Raw genomic sequence first — 22,252 nt, forward strand, 5'->3', positions numbered from 1 at the left:
TCGACTCCCCGCTGGTCACGGGGAGTTGACGGCGCGTCGTCGCCGGGTTGCCGGGCAGGCGGGAGGCAAAGGCGCCGGAACTGGGCCCTATACCACTCCCCGTCCCCCTGTGCGAACAACTTCTACTATTCGGCGCAAAGAGCTGAAAGCAGACGGTCGTCCGCGTTACTGTCAGTTTCGTGTTCGCTGCAGAACGTCGTCAATTGATCCTCGAAATGGTGCGAGCGAACGGGGCCGTGTCGCTCCGTGAACTCGCCCGCGTCGTCCAGACCTCCGAAGTGACCGTGCGGCGGGACGTGCGCGCACTGGAGGCAGAAGGACTCCTCGACCGCCGACACGGCGGTGCGGTATTGCCGGGTGGGTTCACGCGAGAATCCGGCTTTCCGCAGAAATCCCATCTCGCGACCGCCGAAAAGACCGCCATCGCGGACCTCGCCGCCAACTTCGTCGAAGAGGGCGAGGCCATCGTGGTCGGGGCGGGCACCACCACACAGGAGCTGGCCCGCCGGCTCGCCCGGGTGCCCGGACTGACCGTCGTCACCAACTCCCTGCTCGTCGCCCAGGCGTTGGCCCATGCCAACCGGGTCGAGGTCGTGATGACCGGCGGCACCCTGCGCGGCTCCAACTACGCCCTCGTGGGGAGCGGCGCCGAGCAGTCCCTCCAGGGGCTCAGGGTGTCGCGGGCCTTCATCTCCGGGAGCGGACTGACCGCGGAGCGCGGGCTGTCCACGTCCAACATGCTGTCGGCGTCCGTGGACCGGGCGCTGGTGCAGGCGGCCGCCGAGGTCGTCGTCCTCGCCGACCACACCAAGCTCGGCACGGACACGATGTTCCAGACCGTCCCGACGGACGTCATCACCCGGCTGGTGACCGACGAGCCGCCCGCGCACGACGACCGTGCGGCCACCGAGCTCCAGGCTCTGGCGGACCAGGGGGTGCAGATCGCCGTGGCCGGGGCGTCGGGGAGCCCGGGGGGTGATGCGGTCCCGGCGCGCCATCAGCAGCAGCGTCGGGACGTGCCGTTGCCGGCACCGCGGCGGGGGCAGGTGCCGGGCTCCGCCGCGGGCTTGCGGGCGGCGTCGATGCTGGGGGAGCAGGCCCCCGGCGGGGAGCGGGCGCGGGTCGCGGACCTGCGCCGTCGGTGACCTCGGGCGGTCGTCGGCGCGGGTGAGCGGGAGATCTGACACGGGTGACCTGGGGGCTCCGCCCCTCAGGCCCCCCGATCGGCCCCGAACGGGCCTCGTCCTCAAACGCCGGACGGGCCGGATTTCACTGGCCGGTGCTGCGAAACGCGAGAGCCGGACGGGCTGAAACAGCCGGACCGGCGCCGTGAACGCGGCGAGGCGCCCGGGGAGCGGGCGCCTCGACACGGGTGATTCCCGGGGTCAGTCCTTGATCTCGCAGATCGCCGCGCCCGAGGTGATGGACGCGCCGACCTCCGCGGCCAGGGCCTTGACGGTGCCGGAGCGGTGCGCGTTGAGCGGCTGCTCCATCTTCATCGCTTCGAGGACGACGATCAGGTCGCCCTCCTTGACCTCCTGGCCCTCCTCGACGGCCACCTTCACGATGGTGCCCTGCATCGGGGAGGCGAGGGTGTCGCCGGAGGCCATGGGGCCGGACTTCTTGGCCGCGCGACGCTTGGGCTTGGCGCCCGCCGCGAGGCCCGTGCGGGCCAGGCTCATGCCGAGCGAGGACGGGAGGGAGACCTCCAGACGCTTGCCGCCGACCTCGACGACGATCGTCTCGCGGTCCGTCTCGTCCTCGGCCTCGGTGTCGGTCGGGGCCGAGAACGCCGGGATCTCGTTGACGAACTCGGTCTCGATCCAGCGGGTGTGGACCGTGAACGGGTCCTGACTGCCGGTGAGCTCCGGCGCGAACGCCGGGTCCCTGACCACCGCGCGGTGGAACGGGATGGCCGTGGCCATGCCCTCGACCTGGAACTCCGCCAGGGCGCGGGCGGCCCGCTGGAGCGCCTGCTCACGGGTGGCGCCGGTGACGATCAGCTTCGCGAGGAGCGAGTCCCACGCCGGGCCGATCACACTGCCGGACTCGACGCCCGCGTCCAGCCGTACACCCGGACCGGACGGCGCGGCGAACGTGGTGACCGTGCCCGGGGCCGGCAGGAAGCCCCGGCCCGGGTCCTCGCCGTTGATACGGAACTCGAACGAGTGACCGCGCAGCTCCGGGTCGCCGTAGCCGAGCTCCTCGCCGTCGGCGATCCGGAACATCTCGCGCACCAGGTCGATGCCCGCGACCTCCTCGGTCACCGGGTGCTCGACCTGGAGACGGGTGTTGACCTCCAGGAAGGAGATCGTGCCGTCGACACCGACGAGGAACTCGACGGTGCCCGCGCCGACGTAGCCGGCCTCCTTGAGGATGGCCTTCGAGGAGGAGTACAGCTCGGCGACCTGCGCCTCGGAGAGGAACGGCGCCGGGGCCTCCTCGACCAGCTTCTGGTGGCGGCGCTGAAGCGAGCAGTCACGGGTCGACACGACGACCACGTTGCCGTGGCTGTCGGCCAGGCACTGCGTCTCCACGTGCCGCGGCTTGTCCAGGTACCGCTCGACGAAGCACTCGCCCCGGCCGAACGCGGCGACCGCCTCGCGGACGGCCGAGTCGTACAGCTCGGGGACTTCTTCCAGCGTCCGGGCGACCTTCAGACCACGCCCGCCGCCGCCGAAGGCGGCCTTGATCGCGATCGGCAGCCCGTGCTCCTCGGCGAAGGCGACGACCTCGTCGGCGCCGGAGACCGGGTCGGGTGTGCCGGCGACCAGGGGCGCGCCGGCCCGCTGGGCGATGTGCCGGGCGGCGACCTTGTCGCCGAGGTCACGGATGGCCTGCGGGGGCGGGCCGATCCAGATAAGTCCCGCGTCCAGGACCGCCTGCGCGAAGTCGGCGTTCTCCGAGAGGAAGCCGTAGCCGGGATGAACGGCGTCGGCCTCGGACTCCCGTGCCGCGTTCAGCACCTTCTCGATGTCGAGATAGCTGGTCGCAGGAGAGTCACCGCCCAGGGCGAACGCCTCATCCGCTGCGCGGACATGCAGAGCGTCCCGGTCCGGGTCGGCGTACACGGCCACGCTCGCGATACCGGCATCCCGGCACGCCCGGGCCACGCGGACTGCGATTTCGCCACGGTTGGCGATGAGCACCTTGCGCACGATTGAGGCTCCCTCCTTGAAACAAGCCGAGTTTAGGGACTGCCGACACGTCTCTTCGACCCGTCCCCAAAGGTGAGCTTGCCCACACGGAGCGTGATGCCAGGCTCACTCGACCGCGAAATCCCTTGTAGTACCGCCGGACGCAGCACTCCTCCCGCAAACCCTAGCCCTCCGATGTGGCCAAGGTCTCTGTGAGCACGTGCTGCGGCACACTCCGTTTCTTTGTTGAGTCCCTACGAATGGCCCAACGATTCTTTGCCGCGCGCAGAACCCTTGTCCCGCGGTTTACCCGTTAGTAGCGTTCAGGATGTTCCGAACGTACTTCAGGTAACAGCACCCTTGCTCGGGTCGGGGTCGAAAGTGGGTGGGACCGGTGGTGCGCAGACCGGTGGCGTGGATCGTGGCGGTCGTGCTCTTCGCGGAGGCGCTCGGCGTCGCCGCGTTGAACTGGTTCATGGGCGTCGTGGTGGACCGGCAGGACATGTCCCTGGCCGGAATGGACCCGGACGTCATGTCGACGTCCTCGAAGGTCGGCGGGATCCTCTTCGGCCTCTACTTCGGCCTGTGCGCCCTGGTGGCCCTGCTGGTGGCGCTGCGCGACCGCGCGCCCGCCGGGGTCGGCCGGGTGCTGCTGATCAGCGCCGCGGTCGTGCACGGCCTGCTGGGCGCCTTCGCGTGGGGTCTGCTGGGCTGGACGCAGTTCCTGTTCATGGTGGTCGTCCTCACCCTGATCGTGCTGCTCCTGATGACGTACGACGCCCAGGAGCGGCCCGTGGCCCGGCAGCCGGAGGACAGCAAGGGCGACGGCGGCGCCCCACCGGTCGCGCCGGCGCCGGTCACGCCTCCGGCGGCGCCCACAACTCCGTGATCCCGACGCCCAGTTGCGCCAGGAGTCGGCGCACGAGGGGCAGGCTGATGCCGATGACGTTGCCGTGGTCGCCGTCGATGCCCTCGATGAACGGGGCCGAGCGGCCGTCGAGGGTGAACGCCCCGGCGACGTAGAGGGGTTCGCCCGAGGCGACGTACGCCGCGATCTCCTCGTCGGTCGGCTCGCCGAAGCGGACGACGGTGGAGGCGGTCGCGGAGGTGTAGCGCCCGCTGAGCGTGTCGTAGACGCAGTGGCCGGTCTGGAGCGTCCCGGCCCGGCCGCGCATCGCCTTCCAGCGCGCGGTGGCCTCCGCGGCGTCCGCGGGCTTGCCCAGTGCCTCGCCGTCCAGGTCGAGGACCGAGTCGCAGCCGATCACCAGGGCGCCCTTGACCTCGGGCTTCGCGGCCACGACGGAGGCCTTCGCCTCGGCGAGCGCGAGCGCCAGGTCGGCCGGGGTGGGGGCGGTGACGGCGTCCTCGTCGACCCCGCTCACGATCACCTCGGGGGCGAGACCCGCCTGGCGCAGCAGGTTCAGCCGGGCGGGGGACTGGGAGGCGAGGACGAGTCGGCGCATGTGATCAGCCTAGCGGCGTGGCGCGCTTTACCTGAGCCCCAGCACGATCATCGCTATCACCATGGCCAGGGCGAGGAAGAGGCCGAGTCTCCGCAGGCTCTCCTGCATCTCGCGGAGTTCCTCGGGGGGCTCGTTCTCGGGGTCGGACCACAGCATGCCACCAGCGTGGCGCTCGGCCGGGGGCGGCGCCTGAGTAGCCGTACTCAATTTGTGGGCCCGCAGCCGTTCACCTGATGTTCGGTGGTTCGTCGGCTGCGGGCCCCCGTGCCCCGGGTGGATCCCCTCAGCTCGGCCAGTACGTGCGGGTCCAGGACGCCTGGCCGGGCTGCGGCAGGCGCTGTCCCGCGATGCGGGCGGGGTCGGACCACGCGTCCCTCGGGGTCTCCGCGCCGGACGGTGCGGCCGCTGCCGCCGCGGCGCGGGCCCGGACCACCGCCAGGGCGGCGGCGAGCTCCTCGGGGGTCGGGTTGCCCCGTACGACCTTGATCGTCACAGCGGCTCCTTAGAGGGGGATGTTGCCGTGCTTCTTCGGCGGGAGGGATTCCCGCTTGGTGCGCAGTTGACGCAGGCCGCGCACGATGTGACGGCGGGTCTCGGACGGCATGATCACCGAGTCGACGTAGCCGCGCTCGGCAGCGACGTACGGGTTGAGGAGGGCGTCCTCGTACTCCTGGATCAGCCGGGCACGCACCGCCTCCAGATCCTCACCGCTCGCCGCCGCCTCCGCGATCGTGCGGCGGTGCAGGATGTTGACCGCGCCCTGGGCGCCCATGACGGCGATCTGGGCGGTCGGCCAGGCCAGGTTGAGGTCCGCGCCCAGGTGCTTGGAGCCCATGACGTCGTAGGCGCCGCCGAAGGCCTTGCGGGTGATGACGGTGATGAGCGGGACGGTGGCCTCGGCGTAGGCGTAGATCAGCTTGGCGCCGCGGCGGATGATGCCGTCGTGCTCCTGGTCGACGCCGGGCAGGAAGCCGGGCACGTCCACGAAGGTGATGACCGGGATGTTGAAGGCGTCGCAGGTGCGGACGAAGCGGGCCGCCTTCTCCGAGGCCGTGATGTCCAGACAGCCCGCGAACTGCATCGGCTGGTTGGCGACGATGCCGACCGGGTGGCCCTCGACCCGGCCGTAGCCGGTGAGGATGTTCGGCGCGAACAGCGCCTGCGTCTCGAAGAACTCGGCGTCGTCCAGCACGTGTTCGATCACCGAGTGCATGTCGTACGGCTGGTTGGCGCTGTCCGGGACGATGGAGTCCAGCTCCAGGTCCTCGTCGGTGACGGACAGGTCCGCCTCCTCCGGGAACACCGGGGCCTCGGAGAGGTTGTTGGACGGCAGGTACGACAGCAGCTGCTTGACGTACTCGATGGCGTCCTTCTCGTCGCCCGCCATGTGGTGCGCCACGCCCGACACCGCGTTGTGGGTGCGCGCGCCGCCCAGCTCCTCGAAGCCGACGTCCTCGCCGGTGACCGTCTTGATGACGTCCGGACCGGTGATGAACATGTGCGAGGTCTGGTCCACCATCACCGTGAAGTCGGTGATCGCGGGCGAGTACACCGCGCCGCCCGCGCACGGGCCGACGACCAGGCTGATCTGCGGGATCACACCGGACGCGTGCGTGTTGCGGCGGAAGATCTCGCCGTACGCGCCCAGGGACGCGACACCCTCCTGGATGCGGGCGCCGCCGGAGTCGTTGATGCCGATGACCGGGCAGCCGGTCTTCAGCGCGAAGTCCATGACCTTGACGATCTTCTGGCCGTAGACCTCGCCGAGGGCGCCGCCGAAGACCGTGAAGTCCTGGGAGAAGACGGCGATCGGTCGGCCGTCGACCGTGCCGTAACCGGTGACGACGCCGTCTCCGTACGGGCGGTTGTTCTCCAGGCCGAAGTTGGTGGAGCGGTGTCGGGCGAACTCGTCCAACTCGACGAAGGAACCCTCGTCGAGAAGCAGCTCGATCCGCTCACGGGCCGTCAACTTGCCCTTCGCGTGCTGCTTCTCGACGGCACGCTCCGAACCGGCGTGCGTCGCTTCCTGGATGCGGCGCTGGAGATCCGCGAGCTTGCCCGCGGTGGTGTGGATGTCGATCCCTGGGATCTCGTGGCGCTCTTCCGGCTCGGACATCGGGATGTGGCTCCCTGCCTGCTCAAAAGGGGGGACGGTTACTCATCCGTAGAGTAGTGCTGGCCCTGGGGATCGGCAGTGCGGCATTCAACACACCTAGGGTGGCTTGCATGACACCGCGAGATGCAGCAGACGAGGGCGGCAGCCGGTGGTCCGATCTGGACCGTCCGCCCCTCAACGCCCCGGCACTGCGCCGGGCGCTGGTACGGGAGGGCGGGCTGTGGTCGCAGGTGGAGGTGGTGCAGAGCACCGGATCCACCAACTCCGACCTGGTCGACGCGGCGAGTGCCGGCCGGGCGCGTGAGGGCGCGGTCCTCGTGGCCGAGGAGCAGACCTCGGGGCGCGGCCGGCTGGACCGCCGGTGGACCGCGCCCCCGCGTTCCGGGCTGTTCTTCTCCGTGCTGCTCACCCCGAGCGAGGTGCCGGTGGCCCGCTGGGGCTGGCTGCCCCTGCTCACCGGGGTCGCCGTGGCGACGGGACTGTCCCGGGCGGCGGGCGTCGACACGGCACTCAAGTGGCCCAACGACCTGCTGGTGACCGTCGGGGGAGAGGAACGCAAGGCGGGCGGCATCCTCGCGGAGCGGGCCGGGCGGGCCGATCAGAACACAGTGGTCGTCGGCGTCGGCCTCAACGTCACCCTGCGCGCGGACGAGCTCCCGGTACCGCTGGCGGGGTCGCTGGCCCTGGCCGGCGCGCAGAACACCGACCGGGACCCGCTGCTGCGGGGCGTCCTGCGCTCGCTGGAGGAGTGGTACGGGCGCTGGCGGGCGGCCGGCGGCGACCCGGCGTCGAGCGGTCTCCAGGAGACGTACGCGGCCGGGTGCGCGACGCTGGGACGAACGGTACGGGCCGAACTGCCGGGAGACCGGTCGATCGTCGGCGAGGCGGTCGCGGTCGACGGGGACGGACGGCTTGTGATCGCCACGAAGGAAGGGGTACAGGAGCCGGTGGGCGCGGGAGACATCGTGCATCTGAGGCCGGCGTGACCGAACGCCGGGTGACGTGACCCCGCCGAACCGGACGGAGTGAGCTGGCGCACACCTGCCGTAGAGTTGAGGCCGGTCGATACCTGACCGCGGAAGATCGGAAGGGCAGCAGGCGTGACCGTCGACGACACGGGCTCCGGCGCGGGCGCGGACGGCCGGGGAAACCTGCCGGCCGAGCCGGGTGAGCCGGGCGACCCCGGAGAGGACCCGCATCCTCTCGCCCTGCGCCTCGAACAGCTCATCCTCGGCGCCGAGCGGCGCTACACCCCGTTCCAGGCCGCCCGCAGCGCCGGTGTCTCCATGGAGCTGGCGTCGCGTTTCTGGCGGGCCATGGGCTTCGCCGACATCGGGCAGGCCAAGGCGCTCACCGAGGCCGACGTCCTCGCCCTGCGGCGCCTGGCCGGTCTCGTGGAGGCGGGGCTGCTGAGCGAGGCGATGGCCGTACAGGTGGCCCGGTCCACCGGGCAGACCACCGCCCGTCTGGCGGAATGGCAGATCGACTCCTTCCTGGAGGGGCTGACCGAGCCGCCCGAGCCGGGGATGACCCGCACCGAGGTCACGTATCCCATCGTCGAGCTGCTGCTGCCCGAGCTGGAGGAGTTCCTCGTCTACGTGTGGCGCCGGCAGCTCGCCGCCTCGGCGGGCCGGGTCGTCCAGGCCGCCGACGACGAGGAGATGGTCGACCGGCGGCTGGCCGTCGCCTTCGCGGACCTCGTCGGCTTCACGCGGCTGACCCGGCGGATGGAGGAGGAGGAACTCGGCGAACTCGTCGAGGCCTTCGAGACGACCGCCGCCGACCTGGTCGCCGCCCGCGGCGGACGGCTGATCAAGACGCTCGGCGACGAGGTGCTGTACGCGGCCGACGACGCGGGCATCGCCGCCGACATCGCGCTGCTGCTCGTGGAGACGATGAGCAACGACGAGACGATGCCCGAACTGCGGGTCGGCATGGCGTTCGGCACGGTCACCACCCGGATGGGCGATGTCTTCGGCACAACGGTCAATTTGGCCTCCCGGCTGACGTCGATAGCTCCCCGGGACGCCGTCCTCGTCGACAGCGCCTTCGCCGAGGAGCTGATCCGCACCGGCGACGCCCCGGCCTCGGAGGCGGAGGCCGCCGAGGAGGCGGCCGCCGCCGAGAAGGAGGGCGAGGAGCCGCCGAAGTACCGCTTCGCGCTCCAGCCGATGTGGCAGCGGCCGGTGCGCGGTCTCGGTGTGGTCGAGCCCTGGCTGCTGACGCGACGCAACGACGCCGACGGCTAGGACCTCGGCACGGCGGCACCCAGCGGGTCCACGCAGAGGCCGATGACGGGAACGCAGACGCCCGGCTGACGTGGCGCGTCGGGCTGCTCCGGCCGGGGCGCGGGTGTGGGCGCGGCCGTGGTCGGGGCGGGTGCCGGTGTTCCCGGGGGCGAGGTGGGCCGCGGGGCGGCGCTCGTGTCGGGCGCCGGGGAGCGGGGCGCCGGCGCGGCCGGGGTGTAGGTGGTGCCCGGGGTGAGGGCGACGGACGTCGGCGCGCCGGGGACGCCCGGGAGCAGGCCCGCCTCGCGCGCCGGAGGGGGGCTCGCGCCGCCCATCGCGCTGGGCGCGGTCGGCGAGGGCACGACGGGGGTGGACGGGCCGGCCGAGCGGTCGGCGTCGGTGTCCGTGTCCGTGTCGGCGGCGGTGTCGGCGGCGGTGCCCGCGACGGGTTCGGGCCGGGGTTCGGCCTCCGCGGTGCCGAGGCCACCGGCGCCGCCCGGGTCGGGGGTCAGCCGGACGAGGCTCAGCACCCCGGCGGCCAGCGCGAGGCCGCCGGCGGCGAACAGCACCTTGCGGGGGCGGGGACGGCGGTGCCGGCCCCGGGGGCGTGGGGCCCACAGCCCGCCGGTGTCCCCGGACGCCGCCTCGTCCTGCGCAGCCGTCTCGTACGGCCCGGTCCACGTGCTCACCGGCGTGCTCGTCATCGCGTTCTCTCCCCGGTGCGGTCGCGCCCCCGATGCGCCGGGGCGGACGCACGTTATGCGCTCCCGTGGGCGTTGCGGGGGGAGTTGGGCGGCATGTCACCCGAACGGGTAGCCGGGGCCCGGATACGGGGGGTTCATGAGGCCGGTCCGCTCTTTCGTCTCCCGGTTCCGGCTGCGATGATCGGACGAGCGTTGTTAACCCGCGTTAACCGGAGGGTGTAGTGAGCGGTGTCGGGAACGGTGGCATGAGCGAGGAGCGGTTCGGGGAGTTCGTCCTGGTGCGGCGGCACGGGGACGGCGGGCACGTCGCCGAGCTGGTCCTCGACCGGCCGAAGGCCATGAACGCCGTCTCCACCGACATGGCCCGGTCGATCACCGGGGCGTGCGCGGCGCTGGGCGAGGACCGGGAGGTGCGGGTGGTGGTGCTGACCTCGACGCACGAGCGGGCGTTCTGCGTCGGCGCCGACCTGAAGGAGCGCAACTCCTTCAGCGACGCCGAACTGCTGCGGCAGCGGCCGCTCACCCGCGCCGCGTACACCGGGGTGCTGGAACTGCCGGTGCCCTCGGTCGCGGCGGTGCACGGCTTCGCGCTGGGCGGCGGCTTCGAACTGGCGCTGGCGTGCGACGTGATCGTGGCCGACGGGACGGCCGTGGTCGGGCTGCCGGAGGTGTCGGTGGGCGTGATCCCCGGCGGCGGCGGGACCCAGTTGCTGCCGCGCCGGGTGGGGGCGGCCCGGGCGGCCGAGCTGGTGTTCACGGCGCGCCGGGTGGCGGCGGCCGAGGCGCGGGACCTGGGTCTGGTGGACGTCCTGGTGGAGGACGGGCAGGACCGGGAGGAGGCGCTGGCGCTGGCCGCGCGGATCGGCGGCAACTCGCCGGTGGGCCTGCGGGCGGCGAAGCGGGCGTTGCGCCTGGGGCAGGGGCTGGACCTGCGGGCCGGGCTCGAGGTCGAGGACGCGGCGTGGCGGTCGGTGGCCTTCTCCGGGGACCGGGCGGAGGGGGTGGCGGCCTTCAACGAGAAGCGGAAGCCGCAGTGGCCGGGCGAGTGAGCGGGCGGCAGTCGACGGGCGACACGCGACCGGAGGTGCGCTCATCACTCTCAGTGGCGCTTCGGTGTCCCCTTTCTGGCTGAATGTCCCTAGCCTGGGGAGATGGGTGAGGACAGACGCCTGGTGGCCGTGGTGGCGCTCGCGCAGGGAATGGCGGCCGCGCACACCCCCCGCGAGTCGTGGCGTGCGGCCGCGCTCGGGGCCTGCCGGGCGCTGTCCGGAGGCTTCGCCGCGCTCTCGGTGTGGGAGCGGGACCTCGGGCGGCTGCGCGTCCTGGTGAACGTGGGGGACCGGGCCGCAGACGAGGACGAGTTCCCGGACGGGGAGGCCTATCCGGTGCACCAGTTCCCCGAGATCACCGAGTTCCTGCACGAGCGCTGGGTGGCGGGCGGCGAGCCCAACGCCTGGGTGGAGACGGCCCAGGGCCCCGCCGCCGGGCGCCCCGGCTACTGCCATCAGCGGGTCGCCGCCCTGCGCCGCCGGGGCCGTGGCTCCTGTGTGGTCGCGCCCATCGTGCTGCACGGCCGCGCCTGGGGGGAGCTGTATGTCGCCCGTTCCGTGGGCACCCCCGTCTTCGACCGCGCCGACGCCGACTTCGCCACCGTCCTCGCCGCCGTCGTCGCCGCCGGGCTCGCCCAGACCGAGCGGCTGGAGGAGGCCCGCCGACTCGCCTTCACCGACGCCCTCACCGGTCTGGCCAACCGCCGTGCCGTCGACGTGCGGCTGGAGGAAGCGGTCGAGCGGCATCGGGCGGAGGGGGTCGTCGTCAGCCTCGTGGTGTGTGACCTCAACGGGCTGAAGCGGGTCAACGACACCCTCGGGCACGCCGTCGGGGACCGGCTCCTCGAGCGGTTCGGGTCGGTGCTGTCGCTGTGCGGGGCCATGCTGCCCGGCGCGCTGGCCGCCCGGCTCGGCGGCGACGAGTTCTGCCTGCTGGCCGTCGGGCCGCTCGCCGACGATGTCGTCAAGGTCGCCGACGACCTCTGTCGGCGGGCCGGTGAGCTGGAGCTCGGTGAGGGGGTGGCCTGCGGGGTCGCCTCCACCGAGGACCCCATCGGGCCGGTGTCCTCCGCCCGGCGGCTGTTCCGGCTGGCCGACGCCGCCCAGTACCGGGCCAAGGCGGTGCGGGCCGCGCGGCCGGTGGTGGCCGGGCGGGAGGGCCCCGACGATCCCGTCGTACGCCTCGCCGACGAGCCCTCCCACGAGCGGACCGCCGAGCGGCGGCGGTTCAGGGGGCGGCGTTGAGGATGTGACCTATTCGGTAAGGGGTGAACCCGGTACCCACTGGTGACATCCTGGTCTTCACTGCGTACGCTCCTGAATATGGATATGCACACTGTGGTGGTGGGGACGTCCGGCGTGACCGCGTCCGACGTGCTCGCGGTGGCGCGCGGCGGCGCCCGGATCGAGCTCTCCGGCGAGGCGGTGGCGGCCCTCGCCGCGGCCCGCGAGATCGTGGACGCGCTGGCTGCCAAGCCCGAGCCCGTCTACGGCGTCTCCACCGGGTTCGGCGCCCTCGCCACCCGGCACATCAGCCCGGAGCTGCGCGCCCAGCTCCAGCGCAACATCGTCCGCTCGCACGCCGCCGGCATGGGCCCGCGGGTCGAGCGCGAGGTCGTCCGGGCGCTGATGTTCCTGCGGCTGAAGACCGTCTGCTCCGGGCACACCGGCGTACGGCCCGAGGTCGCGCAGACCATGGCCGACATCCTCAACGCCGGCATCACCCCGGTCGTGCACGAGTACGGCTCCCTCGGCTGCTCCGGCGACCTGGCCCCGCTCTCGCACTGCGCCCTCACCCTCATGGGCGAAGGCGACGCGGAGGGCCCGGACGGCGTCGTACGGCCCGCCGGCGAGCTGCTCGCCGAGCACGGCATCGCCCCCGTCGAGCTGCGCGAGAAGGAGGGGCTGGCGCTCCTCAACGGCACCGACGGCATGCTCGGCATGCTGGTCATGGCCCTCGCCGACCTCGACATGCTCTACAAGTCCGCCGACGTCACCGCCGCGCTCAGCCTGGAGGCGCTGCTCGGCACCGACAAGGTGCTCGCCCCCGAGCTGCACGCCATCCGCCCGCACCCGGGGCAGGGCGCCTCGGCCGCCAACATGCTGGCCGTGCTGGCGGGTTCGGAACTCACCGGCCACCACCAGGACGACGCGCCCCGGGTCCAGGACGCCTACTCGGTGCGCTGCGCCCCGCAGGTCGCCGGCGCCGGCCGCGACACCATGGCGCACGCCCGGCTCGTCGCCGAGCGGGAGCTGGCCTCGGCCGTCGACAACCCGGTGGTGCTGCCCGACGGGCGCGTCGAGTCCAACGGCAACTTCCACGGCGCCCCGGTCGCCTACGTCCTGGACTTCCTCGCCATCGCCGTCGCCGACCTCGCCTCCATCGCCGAGCGGCGCACCGACCGGCTGCTGGACAAGAACCGCAGCCACGGCCTCCCGCCGTTCCTCGCGGACGACGCAGGCGTCGACTCCGGGCTGATGATCGCCCAGTACACGCAGGCCGCGCTGGTCAGCGAGCTGAAGCGGCTGGCCGTCCCGGCGTCCGCCGACTCCATCCCGTCCTCCGCTATGCAGGAGGACCACGTGTCGATGGGCTGGTCCGCGGCCCGCAAGCTGCGCACCGCCGTCGACAACCTCACGCGCGTGATCGCCGTCGAGCTGTACGCCGCCGGCCGGGGTGTGGAGCTGCGCGAGGGGCTCACCCCGGCGCCGGCGACGCGTGCGGTCATCGAGGCGGCGCGCAAGGCGGGCGTGCGGGGCCCCGGCCCCGACCGGTTCCTCGCGCCCGATCTCGCTGCGGCGGACGCCTTCGTGCGCGACGGAGGGATCGTCGCCGCGGTGGAGACGGTCACCGGTCCGCTCCGGTAGCGCGATCCGGTAGCGCGAAAGGGCCCCGCCGCAGCCGTGCGGCGGGGCCCTTTCGAAGTGCGTGGGTCGGCGGGCTACTTCAGCTTGGCGACCTGCGCGTCGACCACGGCCGCCGGGACGGCGCCCATGTCGCCGCCCTTCGACATCGCGGCGAAGTTCACCGTGTAGAACGAGGCGACGGTGTTGCCCTTGCGCACCACCTGGGTGTGGAAGGTGGCCGTGCCCGCGCCGTCCATGTCGACGTCCGCGGCGAAGGTCACCGCCTCGTCACCCTTCGCGGCGCCCTTCTCCGCGACCACCTTGGTGACCTTGGTGGTCTCACCCTCGGCCGTCAGGCCGTACCCGCCGGCACAGGCCGTCACGCCGTCGGAGACGGCCTTCATGGCCTTCTCGGCGCCGTCGCCCTCGTACGAGGAGAGACCCACGAACGTCATGTCGACGTCGAAGGCGTCCGCGAAGTCCTCCGGCTGCACGGTGGCACCCGACGCCTTGTCCTCCGAGACCGTGTTGCTGGCGTTCGCGTCCGTGTCGCCCGGGGCGAGAGCGGCCGTGGCCCAGGCGAGCGGGTCGCAGGCCGGCTTGTCGGTCTTCACCGAGGACTTGGAGGCCGGCAGGGTGTCGTCGCCCGATTCGGACTTGTAGCCCTTGAGTTCGCCCTGTGCGAGCAGCAGCTTCTCCAGCTCGGCGGAGGTGAGCGCCTTCGCGGCCGGACCCGACGAGGAGGAGGCGGCGGACGAGGAGGCGGAGGCCTTGGAGTCCGCGGAGTCCTTCGACCCGTCGTCCGAACATGCGGTGAGGAGGGAGAGCGACAGTGCGCCTGTTGCGGCGGCGGCGCACAGCCGTGCCCCCGGTGATCTCTTCATGAGCGAACTATGAAGAGCCTGTCAAAGAACAGTCAAGTTGATTCAAAAACCCAGACGTTCCCGGCGGACGGAATAGACCACGAAGCCCGCGCCGAGCGCGAGAAGCGTGGTTCCGCCGACGACGTAGGGGGTCGTGTCGAAGCTGCCGGTGTCGGCGAGCCGGGTGCCGTCGTCGACCGTGGTGTCGGCCGCTGTATCGGCAACCGTCCTGGCGGTCGTCCCGGTGGTGCCGTCGGCGGTCGTCCCGGTCGTGCCGCCGGCGGTGGTGGTGTCGGTCGTGGTCGTCGACGCGGCCCGTGCCTGGGTCGTGATCTGCGTCGTCGTGCCCGTTCTGGCCGGGGTGTCCTGGGACGCGTTCGCGGACGGGACGAACCACAGGGCACCCAACAGGGTCCCCGCGGCGGTGGCGGTCAGCAACGGACGTCGAGCGGATGACACGGAATATCGATCCCCTTGTGGCGCTGGCGAATTGGCCGTGTGGTCCGATGCTAATGAAAGTCGCGGGTCGCGGGAAAGTTGCGGGAGCTGTGAGCCGTACGCTCCGGCCATGAGTACTGAAGAGACATCACGTTTTGTGCGGATCAGAGTGGATATTCTCCTCGAGGTGCACGACGAGGACGCCGTGACGACGGCGGCGCTGCGGCGGATCGCCGACGACGCGGAGCTCCCCGACGCCGAGCGCGCGCACGCCGAGGGGGCTGTGACGGAGGACACGGCGGAGGCCCTCGCCTATCTCGTCGACCCGTTCGACCTGGTCGGTGAGGTACCCGGGGTGGAGCTCCAGCAGGCCTCCTGGTCCAGCGAACGGATCGACTACGACCCGGATTCGCCGGAGTGGGACCTCGACGAGGATGATGTCGACGAGGATGACGAGGCGGACGGCGAAGAGACGCGCATCGGCTGAGCGTTCCGGGAAACTCGTCACCCCGGACGGCAACCGCCGACCGGGGTTTCGTCGTCTCACCAGGCGCACGAACCGACACCCGCATCATCCGCGCCACGAACGTGGCGTGCCCCACACCTTCGGGAATGTGGAACGGGAGGAACCGGTCGTAGCGTTGATGTTCTTACGGGGACTCTCTGGGTTCTGGCAATCGGCAACGATGGAGAAGCGTGTGATGACGGACAGTAGGCGGCGCCGAGGTCTGATGACCGCGTCCGCACTGCTCGGCGGTGTTCTGGTGCTCTCTGCGTGTTCCGGCGGCGACAGTGACGCCTCCGACGGCGGAGGCAGCTCCTCGCAGGCCAAGGCCGACGAGGCGGCGGCCAAGAAGTCCTCCGAGGCCCAGATCAAGATCACGCCCGCGGACGGCTCGGACAACGCCTCCATCAACAACTCCGCGGCGGTCACGGTGAGCAAGGGCACGCTCACCACGGTGACGATGACCACCTCCGACGGCACGGCCGTCGAGGGCGCGCTCTCCGCCGACAAGACCAGCTGGAAGCCGAACACGCAGCTCGAGCGCTCCACCACCTACAAGGTGGCGGCCGAGGCGAAGGACTCGGGCGGCCTCGTGGCGCACGAGAACGCCTCCTTCACCACGGTCTCGCCGGACAACAGCTTCATAGGCAACTTCACGCCGGAGGACGGTTCGACCGTCGGCGTGGGCATGCCGGTGTCGATCAACTTCAACAAGGAGATCACCAACAAGGCGGCCGTGCAGAAGGGCGTCACGGTCACCTCCACCAGCGGTCAGGAGGTCGTCTGCCACTGGTTCTCCACCCAGCGCATGGACTGCCGTCCCGAGGACTACTGGAAGGAGAACTCCACCGTCACGCTGAAGCTCGCGCTCGACGGGGTGGAGGGCGCCGACGGTGTCATCGGGGTCCAGCAGAAGACGGTCACCTTCAAGGTCGGCCGCAACCAGGTGTCCTACGTGGACGCCAAGACCAAGCAGATGAAGATCACGCACAACGGCGCGGTCATCAAGACCATCCCGATCTCGGCCGGCTCGCCCGACAACAAGACGTACGAGGGCCAGATGGTGATGTCGGAGAAGTTCAAGGAGACGCGCATGAACGGCGCGACCGTGGGCTTCACCGATGACGACGGCAAGGGCGAGTACGACATCAAGGACGTGCCGCACGCCATCCGCCTCACCAACTCCGGCACCTTCGTGCACGGCAACTACTGGGGCGCGAAGTCCATCTTCGGCTCGGTGAACACCAGCCACGGCTGCGTGGGTCTGTCCGACACCAAGGGCGCCAACGACTCGGGCACGGCGGGCTACTGGTTCTACACCAACTCCATCGTCGGCGACGTCGTGGTGGTCAAGAACACCGGCGACAAGACCGTGTCCCCGGACAACGGCCTCAACGGCTGGAACATGGACTGGGCGCAGTGGAAGGCGGGTTCGGCCGTCTGAGGTAGTTCCTGACGGTCGGTTCGACAGTCGACCCACAGCTTTCCGGTGCCGCCCCCAGGGGCGGCACCGGTGTTTCCGGGGTTGATCACAGCCTTCTCATCGTTCTCTTATTTCGGCCTTATCCCTTCATCACGCGCGGTACCTACCGTGCGGCCATGTTCTTCACCTACCTGAGGCGCGAACTGCGCCGCCGTAGAAAAGCGGCCCTCGTCGTCGCCTCCGGGCTCGCGCTGGGTATCGCGCTGGTCATCGTGGTCACCTCCGTGTCGTCCGGCATGGGGAAGGCCCAGGACAAGGTCCTCCAGTCCCTGTACGGACTGGGTACGGACATGACGGTCACCAAGGCCGCCTCGCCCACCGCGAGCGCCTCGGACCGGCCGCGCTTCCAGTTCGACGCGCAGGACAACGACTCCGACGCGGAGCAGAGCACCGACCGCGTCATGGTGCAGGGCTTCCAGACCCTGTCGACCGCGACCGTCACCAAGGTCGGCAAGCAGGGCGGTGTCTCCGACGCGGTCGGCGGACTGAGCCTCCAGGTCCTCAAGGTCGACGGCCAGTTCACCCGCGGTCAGTTCCAGCAGAACGACAACGCGGGCGGCGCCGACGGCCGGCAGGGCGGCGGCGCCGGTGCCAACGGCGGCGGCAACGGCCAGCCGCAGGGTGAAGTGCAGGGTGGCGGAGCCAACTTCGACGTCAACAGTTACTCCGTCTACGGCACCGACGTCACCGAGCCCGCGCTCGGCCCGCTGACCTCCTCGACCATCACCAGCGGCCGTACCTTCAAGACCACGGAGAACAACGGCAAGGTCGCCGTCCTCGACTCGGCGTACGCCAAGGAGAAGTCGCTCAAGGTCGGTTCCACGCTGACCATCAGCAAGGTCAAGTTCTCGGTGATCGGCATCGCCACGGCCGACAGCGGTGACGCCGCCGCCAACGTCTACCTTCCGCTGACCCAGGCTCAGACCCTCAGCGACTCGAAGGACAAGGTCACCACGATCTACGTCAAGGCGACCGACTCCCAGAAGATCGACAGCGTCAAGTCGACGATCCAGAAGAACGTCTCGGGCACCACGGTGACGACCTCCGCCGACCTCGCGGACACCGTCTCCGGCTCCCTCTCCACGGCCTCCTCGCTCGCCACCAACGTCGGCAAGTGGCTGTCCATCGCGGTCCTGATCGCCGCCTTCCTGGTCGCCGGTCTGCTCACCTCCTCGGCGGTCTCCCGCCGCGTCCGTGAGTTCGGCACGCTGAAGGCGCTGGGCTGGAAGTCCGGCCGCGTCACCCGGCAGGTCGTCGGCGAGGCCATGGTCAACGGGCTGCTGGGCGGCGCCCTGGGCATCGCCCTGGGACTGGCCGGCGCGTACGTCGTGACCGCCATCAGCCCCACCCTCCAGGCCCAGTTGGGCGGCGGCGGAGGCGGTGGGGGCCAGGGCGGTCCCGGCGGCGGTGGCGGCGGCTTCGGCGGTCCCGGTCGCCAGGCGGCGGCCAAGACCCTCGACGTGGCGCTGACGGCGCCGGTGAGCGTCACGACGGTGGCCGTCGCGGTGGGTCTCGCCGTGGCCGGCGGTCTGATCGCCGGGGCGTTCGGCGGCTGGCGCGCCTCCCGGCTGCGCCCGGCCGACGCGCTGCGCCGCGTCGAGTAGCCGAACCGCCCCCAACCAACGAACGCACACCAGGAGTTGTTGTCCCCATGTACGAACTCAGAGGCGTCACCAAGCGCTACAGCCGGGGCAAGGAGACGGTCCACGCCCTCGCCGGGGTCGACCTGACCATCCCGGACGGCGACCGGCTCGTCATCCAGGGTCCCACCGGCGGCGGCAAGTCCACGCTGCTGCAGATGATCGGAGCGCTCGACCGGCCCTCCGAGGGCGAGATCGTCCTCGACGGCGTCGACCTGGCCAAGCTCTCCGAGGCCAGGCTCACGAAGGTGCGCAGCGAGAACATCGGCTTCGTCTTCCAGTCCTTCAACCTCATCCCGACGCTGAACGCGCAGGAGAACGTCGAGACCGCGCTCGTCCCGCTCGGCGTGAAGGTCAAGGAGCGGCGCGAACGGGCCGCCGAGGCGCTGAAGTCCGTCGGCCTGGGAGAGCGTCTCGGACATCTGCCGTCCGAGATGTCCGGCGGCCAGCAGCAGCGCGTGGCGATCGCCCGCGCGCTGGTCAAGCAGCCGAAGGTGCTGCTCGCCGACGAGCCCACCGGCAACCTCGACGAGAGCATGCGCGACGAGATCATGGACGTGCTGCACACCATGTGGAAGGAGCACGGGCTGACCTTCATCATGGTCACCCACGACTCCTCGATCGCGAAGAAGGCCCCGCGCGTGGCGACGATCCGCAAGGGCAAGATCACGGTGAAGGAGAACGCGGCGTCGGCCTGACGGGGGCGCAGGACGCCGGTTCGCTGAGCGCTGAGCGAACGCCCGCCGGAAGACAAGCCTCCGGCGGGCCGTTCGTGCTTGCGTGGCCCCATGACGGCACCCGAGACAAGCACGCCCCGCACCACGGTCGAGTACATCCGGTACCGGATCCCCGAGGAGCGGTCCGCGGAGTTCCTGGCCGCGTACACCCGAGCCGCGCGTGAGCTCGCGGCCTCCCCGCACTGCGTCGACTACGAACTCGCCCGCTGCGAGGAGGACTTCGGGCACTACATCCTGCGGATCACCTGGACGTCGACCGAAGACCACCTCGAGGGCTTCCGCACCTCGGACCTGTTCCCCGTCTTCCTCGCGGAGATCCGCCCGTACATCGGGCACATCGACGAGATGCGGCACTACAAGGCCACCTCGGTGCGCGGGACGGGCTCCGCCGTGCCCACGCTGTACGACTGGGCGGGCGGCGCGGAGGCCTTCGCCCGGCTCACCGAGGCCTTCTACGCCAAGGTGCTCCAGGACGACCTGCTCGCGCCGGTCTTCGCGGGCCTCGCCCCCGAGCACGCCGAGCACGTCGCGCTCTGGCTCGCGGAGGTCTTCGGCGGGCCGCACAACTACTCGGCGACCCAGGGCGGCCACAGCCACATGGTGGCCAAGCACTTCGGGCGGGACATCACCGAACCCCAGCGCCGCCGCTGGGTCAACCTCGTCCAGGACGCGGCCGACGAGGCAGGTCTGCCGACCGACGCCGAGTTCCGTTCGGCGTTCCTCGCCTATGTGGAGTGGGGCACCCGGCTCGCCGTCCACTTCTCCGGCCCGGACGCCAAGCCGCCGGCCGAGCAGCCGGTGCCGCAGTGGGGATGGGGCGCGGCTCCGCCCTACCAGGGCTGACGGCCCCCGAGGGGGAGGGGCGGCTCTCAGACGGACGGAGTCTGGGAGCCGGCCCCCGCCCGCGTCGCGTCCGCGCCCCAGCTCGCCAGCAGCCGCAGCGCCTCCGCCGAGGCCGATCCCGGATCCGCGTGATACGTCACCATCGTCTGTTCGCCGTCGCCCATCAGCCTGAACCCCTCGAAGTTCAGGGAGAGTTCGCCGACCAGCGGATGCCTCAGCAGCTTCACGCCGTGGCTCTTCTCCTTGACGTCGTGGGTCGCCCACAGCCGCCGGAAGTCCTCGCTCTTCACCGACAGCTGGCCCACCAGCGCGGACAGCCGCGGGTCGTCCGGATAGCAGCCCGCGTCCATGCGCAGGGCGCAGACGATGTCGATCGCCTTCTGCTCCCAGTCCACGAAGAGGTCCCGGTAGTCGGGGCGCAGGAAGACCAGCCGGGCCCAGTTGCGCTCCGCCACCGGCAGCTCCGCCCAGTCGCCGAAGACGGCCGCCGCCATCCGGTTCCAGCCCAGGATCTCGGTGCGCCGCCCGATGAGGTACGCCGGTACCGAGTCCATCGTGTCCAGCAGCTGCCGCAGCGGGCCCCGCACCTGCTGGGGCGGCGCGCTCTGCTTCTTCTTGTGCTTCGGCTTCGCCAGGTGGGTGAGATGCGCGTGCTCGGCGTCGGAGAGCCGCAGCGCCCTGGCGATGGAGTCCAGCACCTCCGCCGACACGTTCCGCCCGTTGCCCTGCTCCAGGCGCGTGTAGTACGCCACCGAGACCCCGGCCAGCTGCGCCAGCTCCTCGCGCCGCAGCCCCGGCACCCTGCGGTGGCGCCCGAAGTCCGGCAGCCCCACGTCCTCCGGCTTCAGCCTGGCGCGCCGGGTGCGCAGGAACTCGCTGAGCTCGGCACGCCGGTCCAGGGGGGCGCCGGGAGGTTCGGGGTGTTCGTCCATGCCGTCCAGTATTCCCGGTCGTACGCACACCAGCCTGACCCCGCCAGTGGTAGGCACAGCAGACGTACGCAGAGGCGTGACCTGGGTGAATGTCGTGCGATGGGGCAGGCTGGACGTCGTACCCGGCCGGAAGGCAGGCCGGAACACGAACCCCCCGCTAGGAGATCCAGGGCATGACCACCGTTGCCGCGTACGCCGCACCCTCCGCCAAGGCTCCGCTGGAGCGCACGACGATCGAACGCCGCGCGGTGCGCGAGTTCGACGTCCTGATCGACATCGAGTTCGCCGGGATCTGTCACTCGGACATCCACCAGGCCCGGGAGGGCTGGGGCGAGGCGATCTTCCCGATGGTGCCCGGTCACGAGATCGCGGGCGTCGTCTCCGAGGTGGGTCCCGGTGTCACCCGGTTCGCCGTCGGCGACCGCGTGGGCGTCGGCTGCCTCGTCGACTCCTGCCGTGAGTGCGACAACTGCAAGGCCGGCCTGGAGCAGTACTGCACCGGCGGCAGCGTCGGTACGTACAACGCCGTCGGCAAGGACGGCGAGCCCACCTACGGCGGCTACGCGCAGAAGATCGTCGTGGACGAGAACTACGTCGTCCGCATCCCCGACGGCCTCTCGCTCGACGTCGCCGCGCCGCTGCTCTGCGCCGGCATCACCACCTACTCCCCGCTGAAGCACTGGAACGCCGGCCCCGGCAAGAAGGTCGCGATCCTCGGCATGGGCGGCCTCGGCCACATGGGCGTCAAGATCGCGCACGCCCTCGGCGCCGAGGTGACCGTGCTGTCCCAGTCGCTGCGCAAGAAGGACGACGGCCTGAAGCTGGGCGCCGACCACTACTACGCCACCAGCGACGAGAAGACCTTCAAGGAGCTGGCGGGCACCTTCGACCTCATCCTCTCGACGGTCTCGGCCCCGCTGAACCTGGACGCCTACCTGGCCCTGCTGAAGACCGACGGCGCCTTCGTGAACGTCGGCGCGCCCGAGGAGCCCGTCGCCCTCAACCTGTTCTCGGTGATCGGCGGCCGCAAGACCCTCGCCGGCTCCGGCATCGGTGGCATCCAGGAGACCCAGGAGATGCTGGACTTCTGCGCCGAGCACGGCTTGGGCGCCGAGATCGAGCTGATCAGCGCCGACCAGATCAACGAGGCGTACGAGCGGGTGCTCGCCAGCGACGTCCGCTACCGGTTCGTGATCGACACGTCGACGATCTGACCGACCTCGCGGATCCCGTGACGGTCCTCGCGGAGTTCGTGACGGTCCCCGTC

At 71.1% G+C, this 22,252-nt stretch carries 22 protein-coding genes; 13 read left to right on the plus strand and 9 right to left on the minus strand.

All coding sequences use genetic code 11. The features are described from left to right. Positions 1-179 precede the first annotated feature (179 nt). A complete protein-coding gene (locus tag OG736_RS27565) occupies positions 180-1,145 on the plus strand; it encodes a DeoR/GlpR family DNA-binding transcription regulator (RefSeq protein WP_078615604.1) in 966 nt (321 codons plus the stop codon). Between the two features lie 240 nt (positions 1,146-1,385). Here the strand turns inward: OG736_RS27565 and OG736_RS27570 are convergent, their stop codons facing one another. Next, positions 1,386-3,158 (minus strand): acetyl/propionyl/methylcrotonyl-CoA carboxylase subunit alpha, encoded by a 1,773-nt coding sequence (locus tag OG736_RS27570; protein ID WP_327184789.1) that lies wholly within the window; start codon positions 3,156-3,158, stop codon positions 1,386-1,388. Positions 3,159-3,531: 373 nt separating this feature from the next. Between OG736_RS27570 and OG736_RS27575 the strand changes: the two genes are divergently transcribed. After that, a complete protein-coding gene (locus tag OG736_RS27575; RefSeq protein WP_327184790.1) occupies positions 3,532-4,026 on the plus strand; it encodes a hypothetical protein in 495 nt (164 codons plus the stop codon). On the opposite strand, the gene OG736_RS27580 is transcribed toward OG736_RS27575, so the two are convergent. The 4 genes from OG736_RS27580 to OG736_RS27595 form a co-directional block, all read right to left on the minus strand. Continuing rightward, positions 3,995-4,600, minus strand: a complete 606-nt coding sequence (locus OG736_RS27580) for a Maf family protein (protein ID WP_327184791.1) — start codon at positions 4,598-4,600, stop codon at positions 3,995-3,997. The two genes, OG736_RS27575 and OG736_RS27580, sit on opposite strands and share 32 nt — an antisense overlap. Positions 4,601-4,627: 27 nt before the next feature. Beyond that, the gene (mmpB, locus tag OG736_RS27585) at positions 4,628-4,756 is read right to left on the minus strand and encodes a morphogenic membrane protein MmpB (protein WP_020128130.1); all 129 of its coding nucleotides are present in this window, start codon (positions 4,754-4,756) and stop codon (positions 4,628-4,630) included. A gap of 127 nt (positions 4,757-4,883) precedes the next feature. Next, positions 4,884-5,093 carry an acyl-CoA carboxylase epsilon subunit gene (locus OG736_RS27590; RefSeq protein ID WP_327184792.1) on the minus strand — a complete coding sequence of 70 codons (210 nt, stop codon included), beginning with the start codon at positions 5,091-5,093 and terminating at the stop codon, positions 4,884-4,886. 9 nt (positions 5,094-5,102) lie between these two features. Further along, complete coding sequence (locus OG736_RS27595; protein WP_327184793.1) at positions 5,103-6,716, minus strand: acyl-CoA carboxylase subunit beta; 1,614 nt, start codon at positions 6,714-6,716, stop codon at positions 5,103-5,105. A 110-nt stretch (positions 6,717-6,826) separates the two neighbouring features. Here OG736_RS27595 and OG736_RS27600 point away from each other — a divergent pair, with 110 nt between their 5' ends. Further along, the gene (locus tag OG736_RS27600; protein ID WP_327184794.1) at positions 6,827-7,702 is read left to right on the plus strand and encodes a biotin--[acetyl-CoA-carboxylase] ligase; all 876 of its coding nucleotides are present in this window, start codon (positions 6,827-6,829) and stop codon (positions 7,700-7,702) included. A 114-nt stretch (positions 7,703-7,816) separates the two neighbouring features. Then, positions 7,817-8,965: an adenylate/guanylate cyclase domain-containing protein gene (locus OG736_RS27605; protein ID WP_054242530.1), complete on the plus strand. Its 1,149-nt coding sequence runs from the start codon at positions 7,817-7,819 to the stop codon at positions 8,963-8,965. Here the strand turns inward: OG736_RS27605 and OG736_RS27610 are convergent. Then, on the minus strand, positions 8,962-9,648 hold the full coding sequence (locus OG736_RS27610; RefSeq protein WP_327184795.1) for a hypothetical protein: 687 nt from the start codon (positions 9,646-9,648) through the stop codon (positions 8,962-8,964). The two genes, OG736_RS27605 and OG736_RS27610, sit on opposite strands and share 4 nt — an antisense overlap. 245 nt (positions 9,649-9,893) lie before the next feature. Between OG736_RS27610 and OG736_RS27615 the strand changes: the two genes are divergently transcribed. The 3 genes from OG736_RS27615 to hutH all read left to right on the plus strand — a co-directional run bounded on the left by OG736_RS27615 (position 9,894) and on the right by hutH (position 13,565). Further along, positions 9,894-10,697: an enoyl-CoA hydratase/isomerase family protein gene (locus tag OG736_RS27615; RefSeq protein ID WP_327184796.1), complete on the plus strand. Its 804-nt coding sequence runs from the start codon at positions 9,894-9,896 to the stop codon at positions 10,695-10,697. A gap of 102 nt (positions 10,698-10,799) precedes the next feature. Further along, positions 10,800-11,942 (plus strand): GGDEF domain-containing protein, encoded by a 1,143-nt coding sequence (locus OG736_RS27620; protein WP_327184797.1) that lies wholly within the window; start codon positions 10,800-10,802, stop codon positions 11,940-11,942. A gap of 84 nt (positions 11,943-12,026) precedes the next feature. Beyond that, a complete protein-coding gene (gene hutH, locus OG736_RS27625; protein WP_327187731.1) occupies positions 12,027-13,565 on the plus strand; it encodes a histidine ammonia-lyase in 1,539 nt (512 codons plus the stop codon). A 74-nt stretch (positions 13,566-13,639) separates the two neighbouring features. Here hutH and OG736_RS27630 read toward each other — a convergent pair whose 3' ends face one another. Together OG736_RS27630 and OG736_RS27635 are read right to left on the minus strand one after the other, a co-directional pair. Beyond that, positions 13,640-14,428 carry a hypothetical protein gene (locus OG736_RS27630; protein WP_327184798.1) on the minus strand — a complete coding sequence of 263 codons (789 nt, stop codon included), beginning with the start codon at positions 14,426-14,428 and terminating at the stop codon, positions 13,640-13,642. Positions 14,429-14,470: 42 nt separating this feature from the next. Next, complete coding sequence (locus OG736_RS27635) at positions 14,471-14,866, minus strand: LPXTG cell wall anchor domain-containing protein (RefSeq protein ID WP_327184799.1); 396 nt, start codon at positions 14,864-14,866, stop codon at positions 14,471-14,473. Positions 14,867-14,975: 109 nt separating this feature from the next. Between OG736_RS27635 and OG736_RS27640 the strand changes: the two genes are divergently transcribed. The 5 genes from OG736_RS27640 to OG736_RS27660 all read left to right on the plus strand — a co-directional run bounded on the left by OG736_RS27640 (position 14,976) and on the right by OG736_RS27660 (position 20,053). Continuing rightward, complete coding sequence (locus OG736_RS27640; protein ID WP_327184800.1) at positions 14,976-15,332, plus strand: hypothetical protein; 357 nt, start codon at positions 14,976-14,978, stop codon at positions 15,330-15,332. Positions 15,333-15,531: 199 nt separating this feature from the next. Beyond that, the gene (locus tag OG736_RS27645; RefSeq protein WP_327184801.1) at positions 15,532-16,794 is read left to right on the plus strand and encodes a L,D-transpeptidase; all 1,263 of its coding nucleotides are present in this window, start codon (positions 15,532-15,534) and stop codon (positions 16,792-16,794) included. Positions 16,795-16,949: 155 nt separating this feature from the next. Further along, positions 16,950-18,437: an ABC transporter permease gene (locus OG736_RS27650; RefSeq protein ID WP_327184802.1), complete on the plus strand. Its 1,488-nt coding sequence runs from the start codon at positions 16,950-16,952 to the stop codon at positions 18,435-18,437. A 47-nt stretch (positions 18,438-18,484) separates the two neighbouring features. Further along, the gene (locus OG736_RS27655; RefSeq protein WP_142265914.1) at positions 18,485-19,171 is read left to right on the plus strand and encodes an ABC transporter ATP-binding protein; all 687 of its coding nucleotides are present in this window, start codon (positions 18,485-18,487) and stop codon (positions 19,169-19,171) included. Positions 19,172-19,261: 90 nt separating this feature from the next. Continuing rightward, entirely contained in the window at positions 19,262-20,053 is a 792-nt protein-coding gene (locus OG736_RS27660; RefSeq protein WP_327184803.1) for a group II truncated hemoglobin, read from the plus strand. A gap of 26 nt (positions 20,054-20,079) precedes the next feature. Here OG736_RS27660 and OG736_RS27665 read toward each other — a convergent pair whose 3' ends face one another. After that, positions 20,080-20,985, minus strand: coding sequence for a helix-turn-helix domain-containing protein (locus tag OG736_RS27665; RefSeq protein ID WP_327184804.1), 906 nt, complete (start codon positions 20,983-20,985; stop codon positions 20,080-20,082). 173 nt (positions 20,986-21,158) lie between these two features. Between OG736_RS27665 and OG736_RS27670 the strand changes: the two genes are divergently transcribed. Then, positions 21,159-22,199, plus strand: a complete 1,041-nt coding sequence (locus tag OG736_RS27670; protein ID WP_327184805.1) for an NAD(P)-dependent alcohol dehydrogenase — start codon at positions 21,159-21,161, stop codon at positions 22,197-22,199. The last annotated feature ends 53 nt before the right edge of the window (positions 22,200-22,252 follow it).

Source organism: Streptomyces sp. NBC_01334, assembly GCF_035983595.1.
GTDB classification, from domain to species: Bacteria; Actinomycetota; Actinomycetes; order Streptomycetales; family Streptomycetaceae; genus Streptomyces; species Streptomyces coriariae.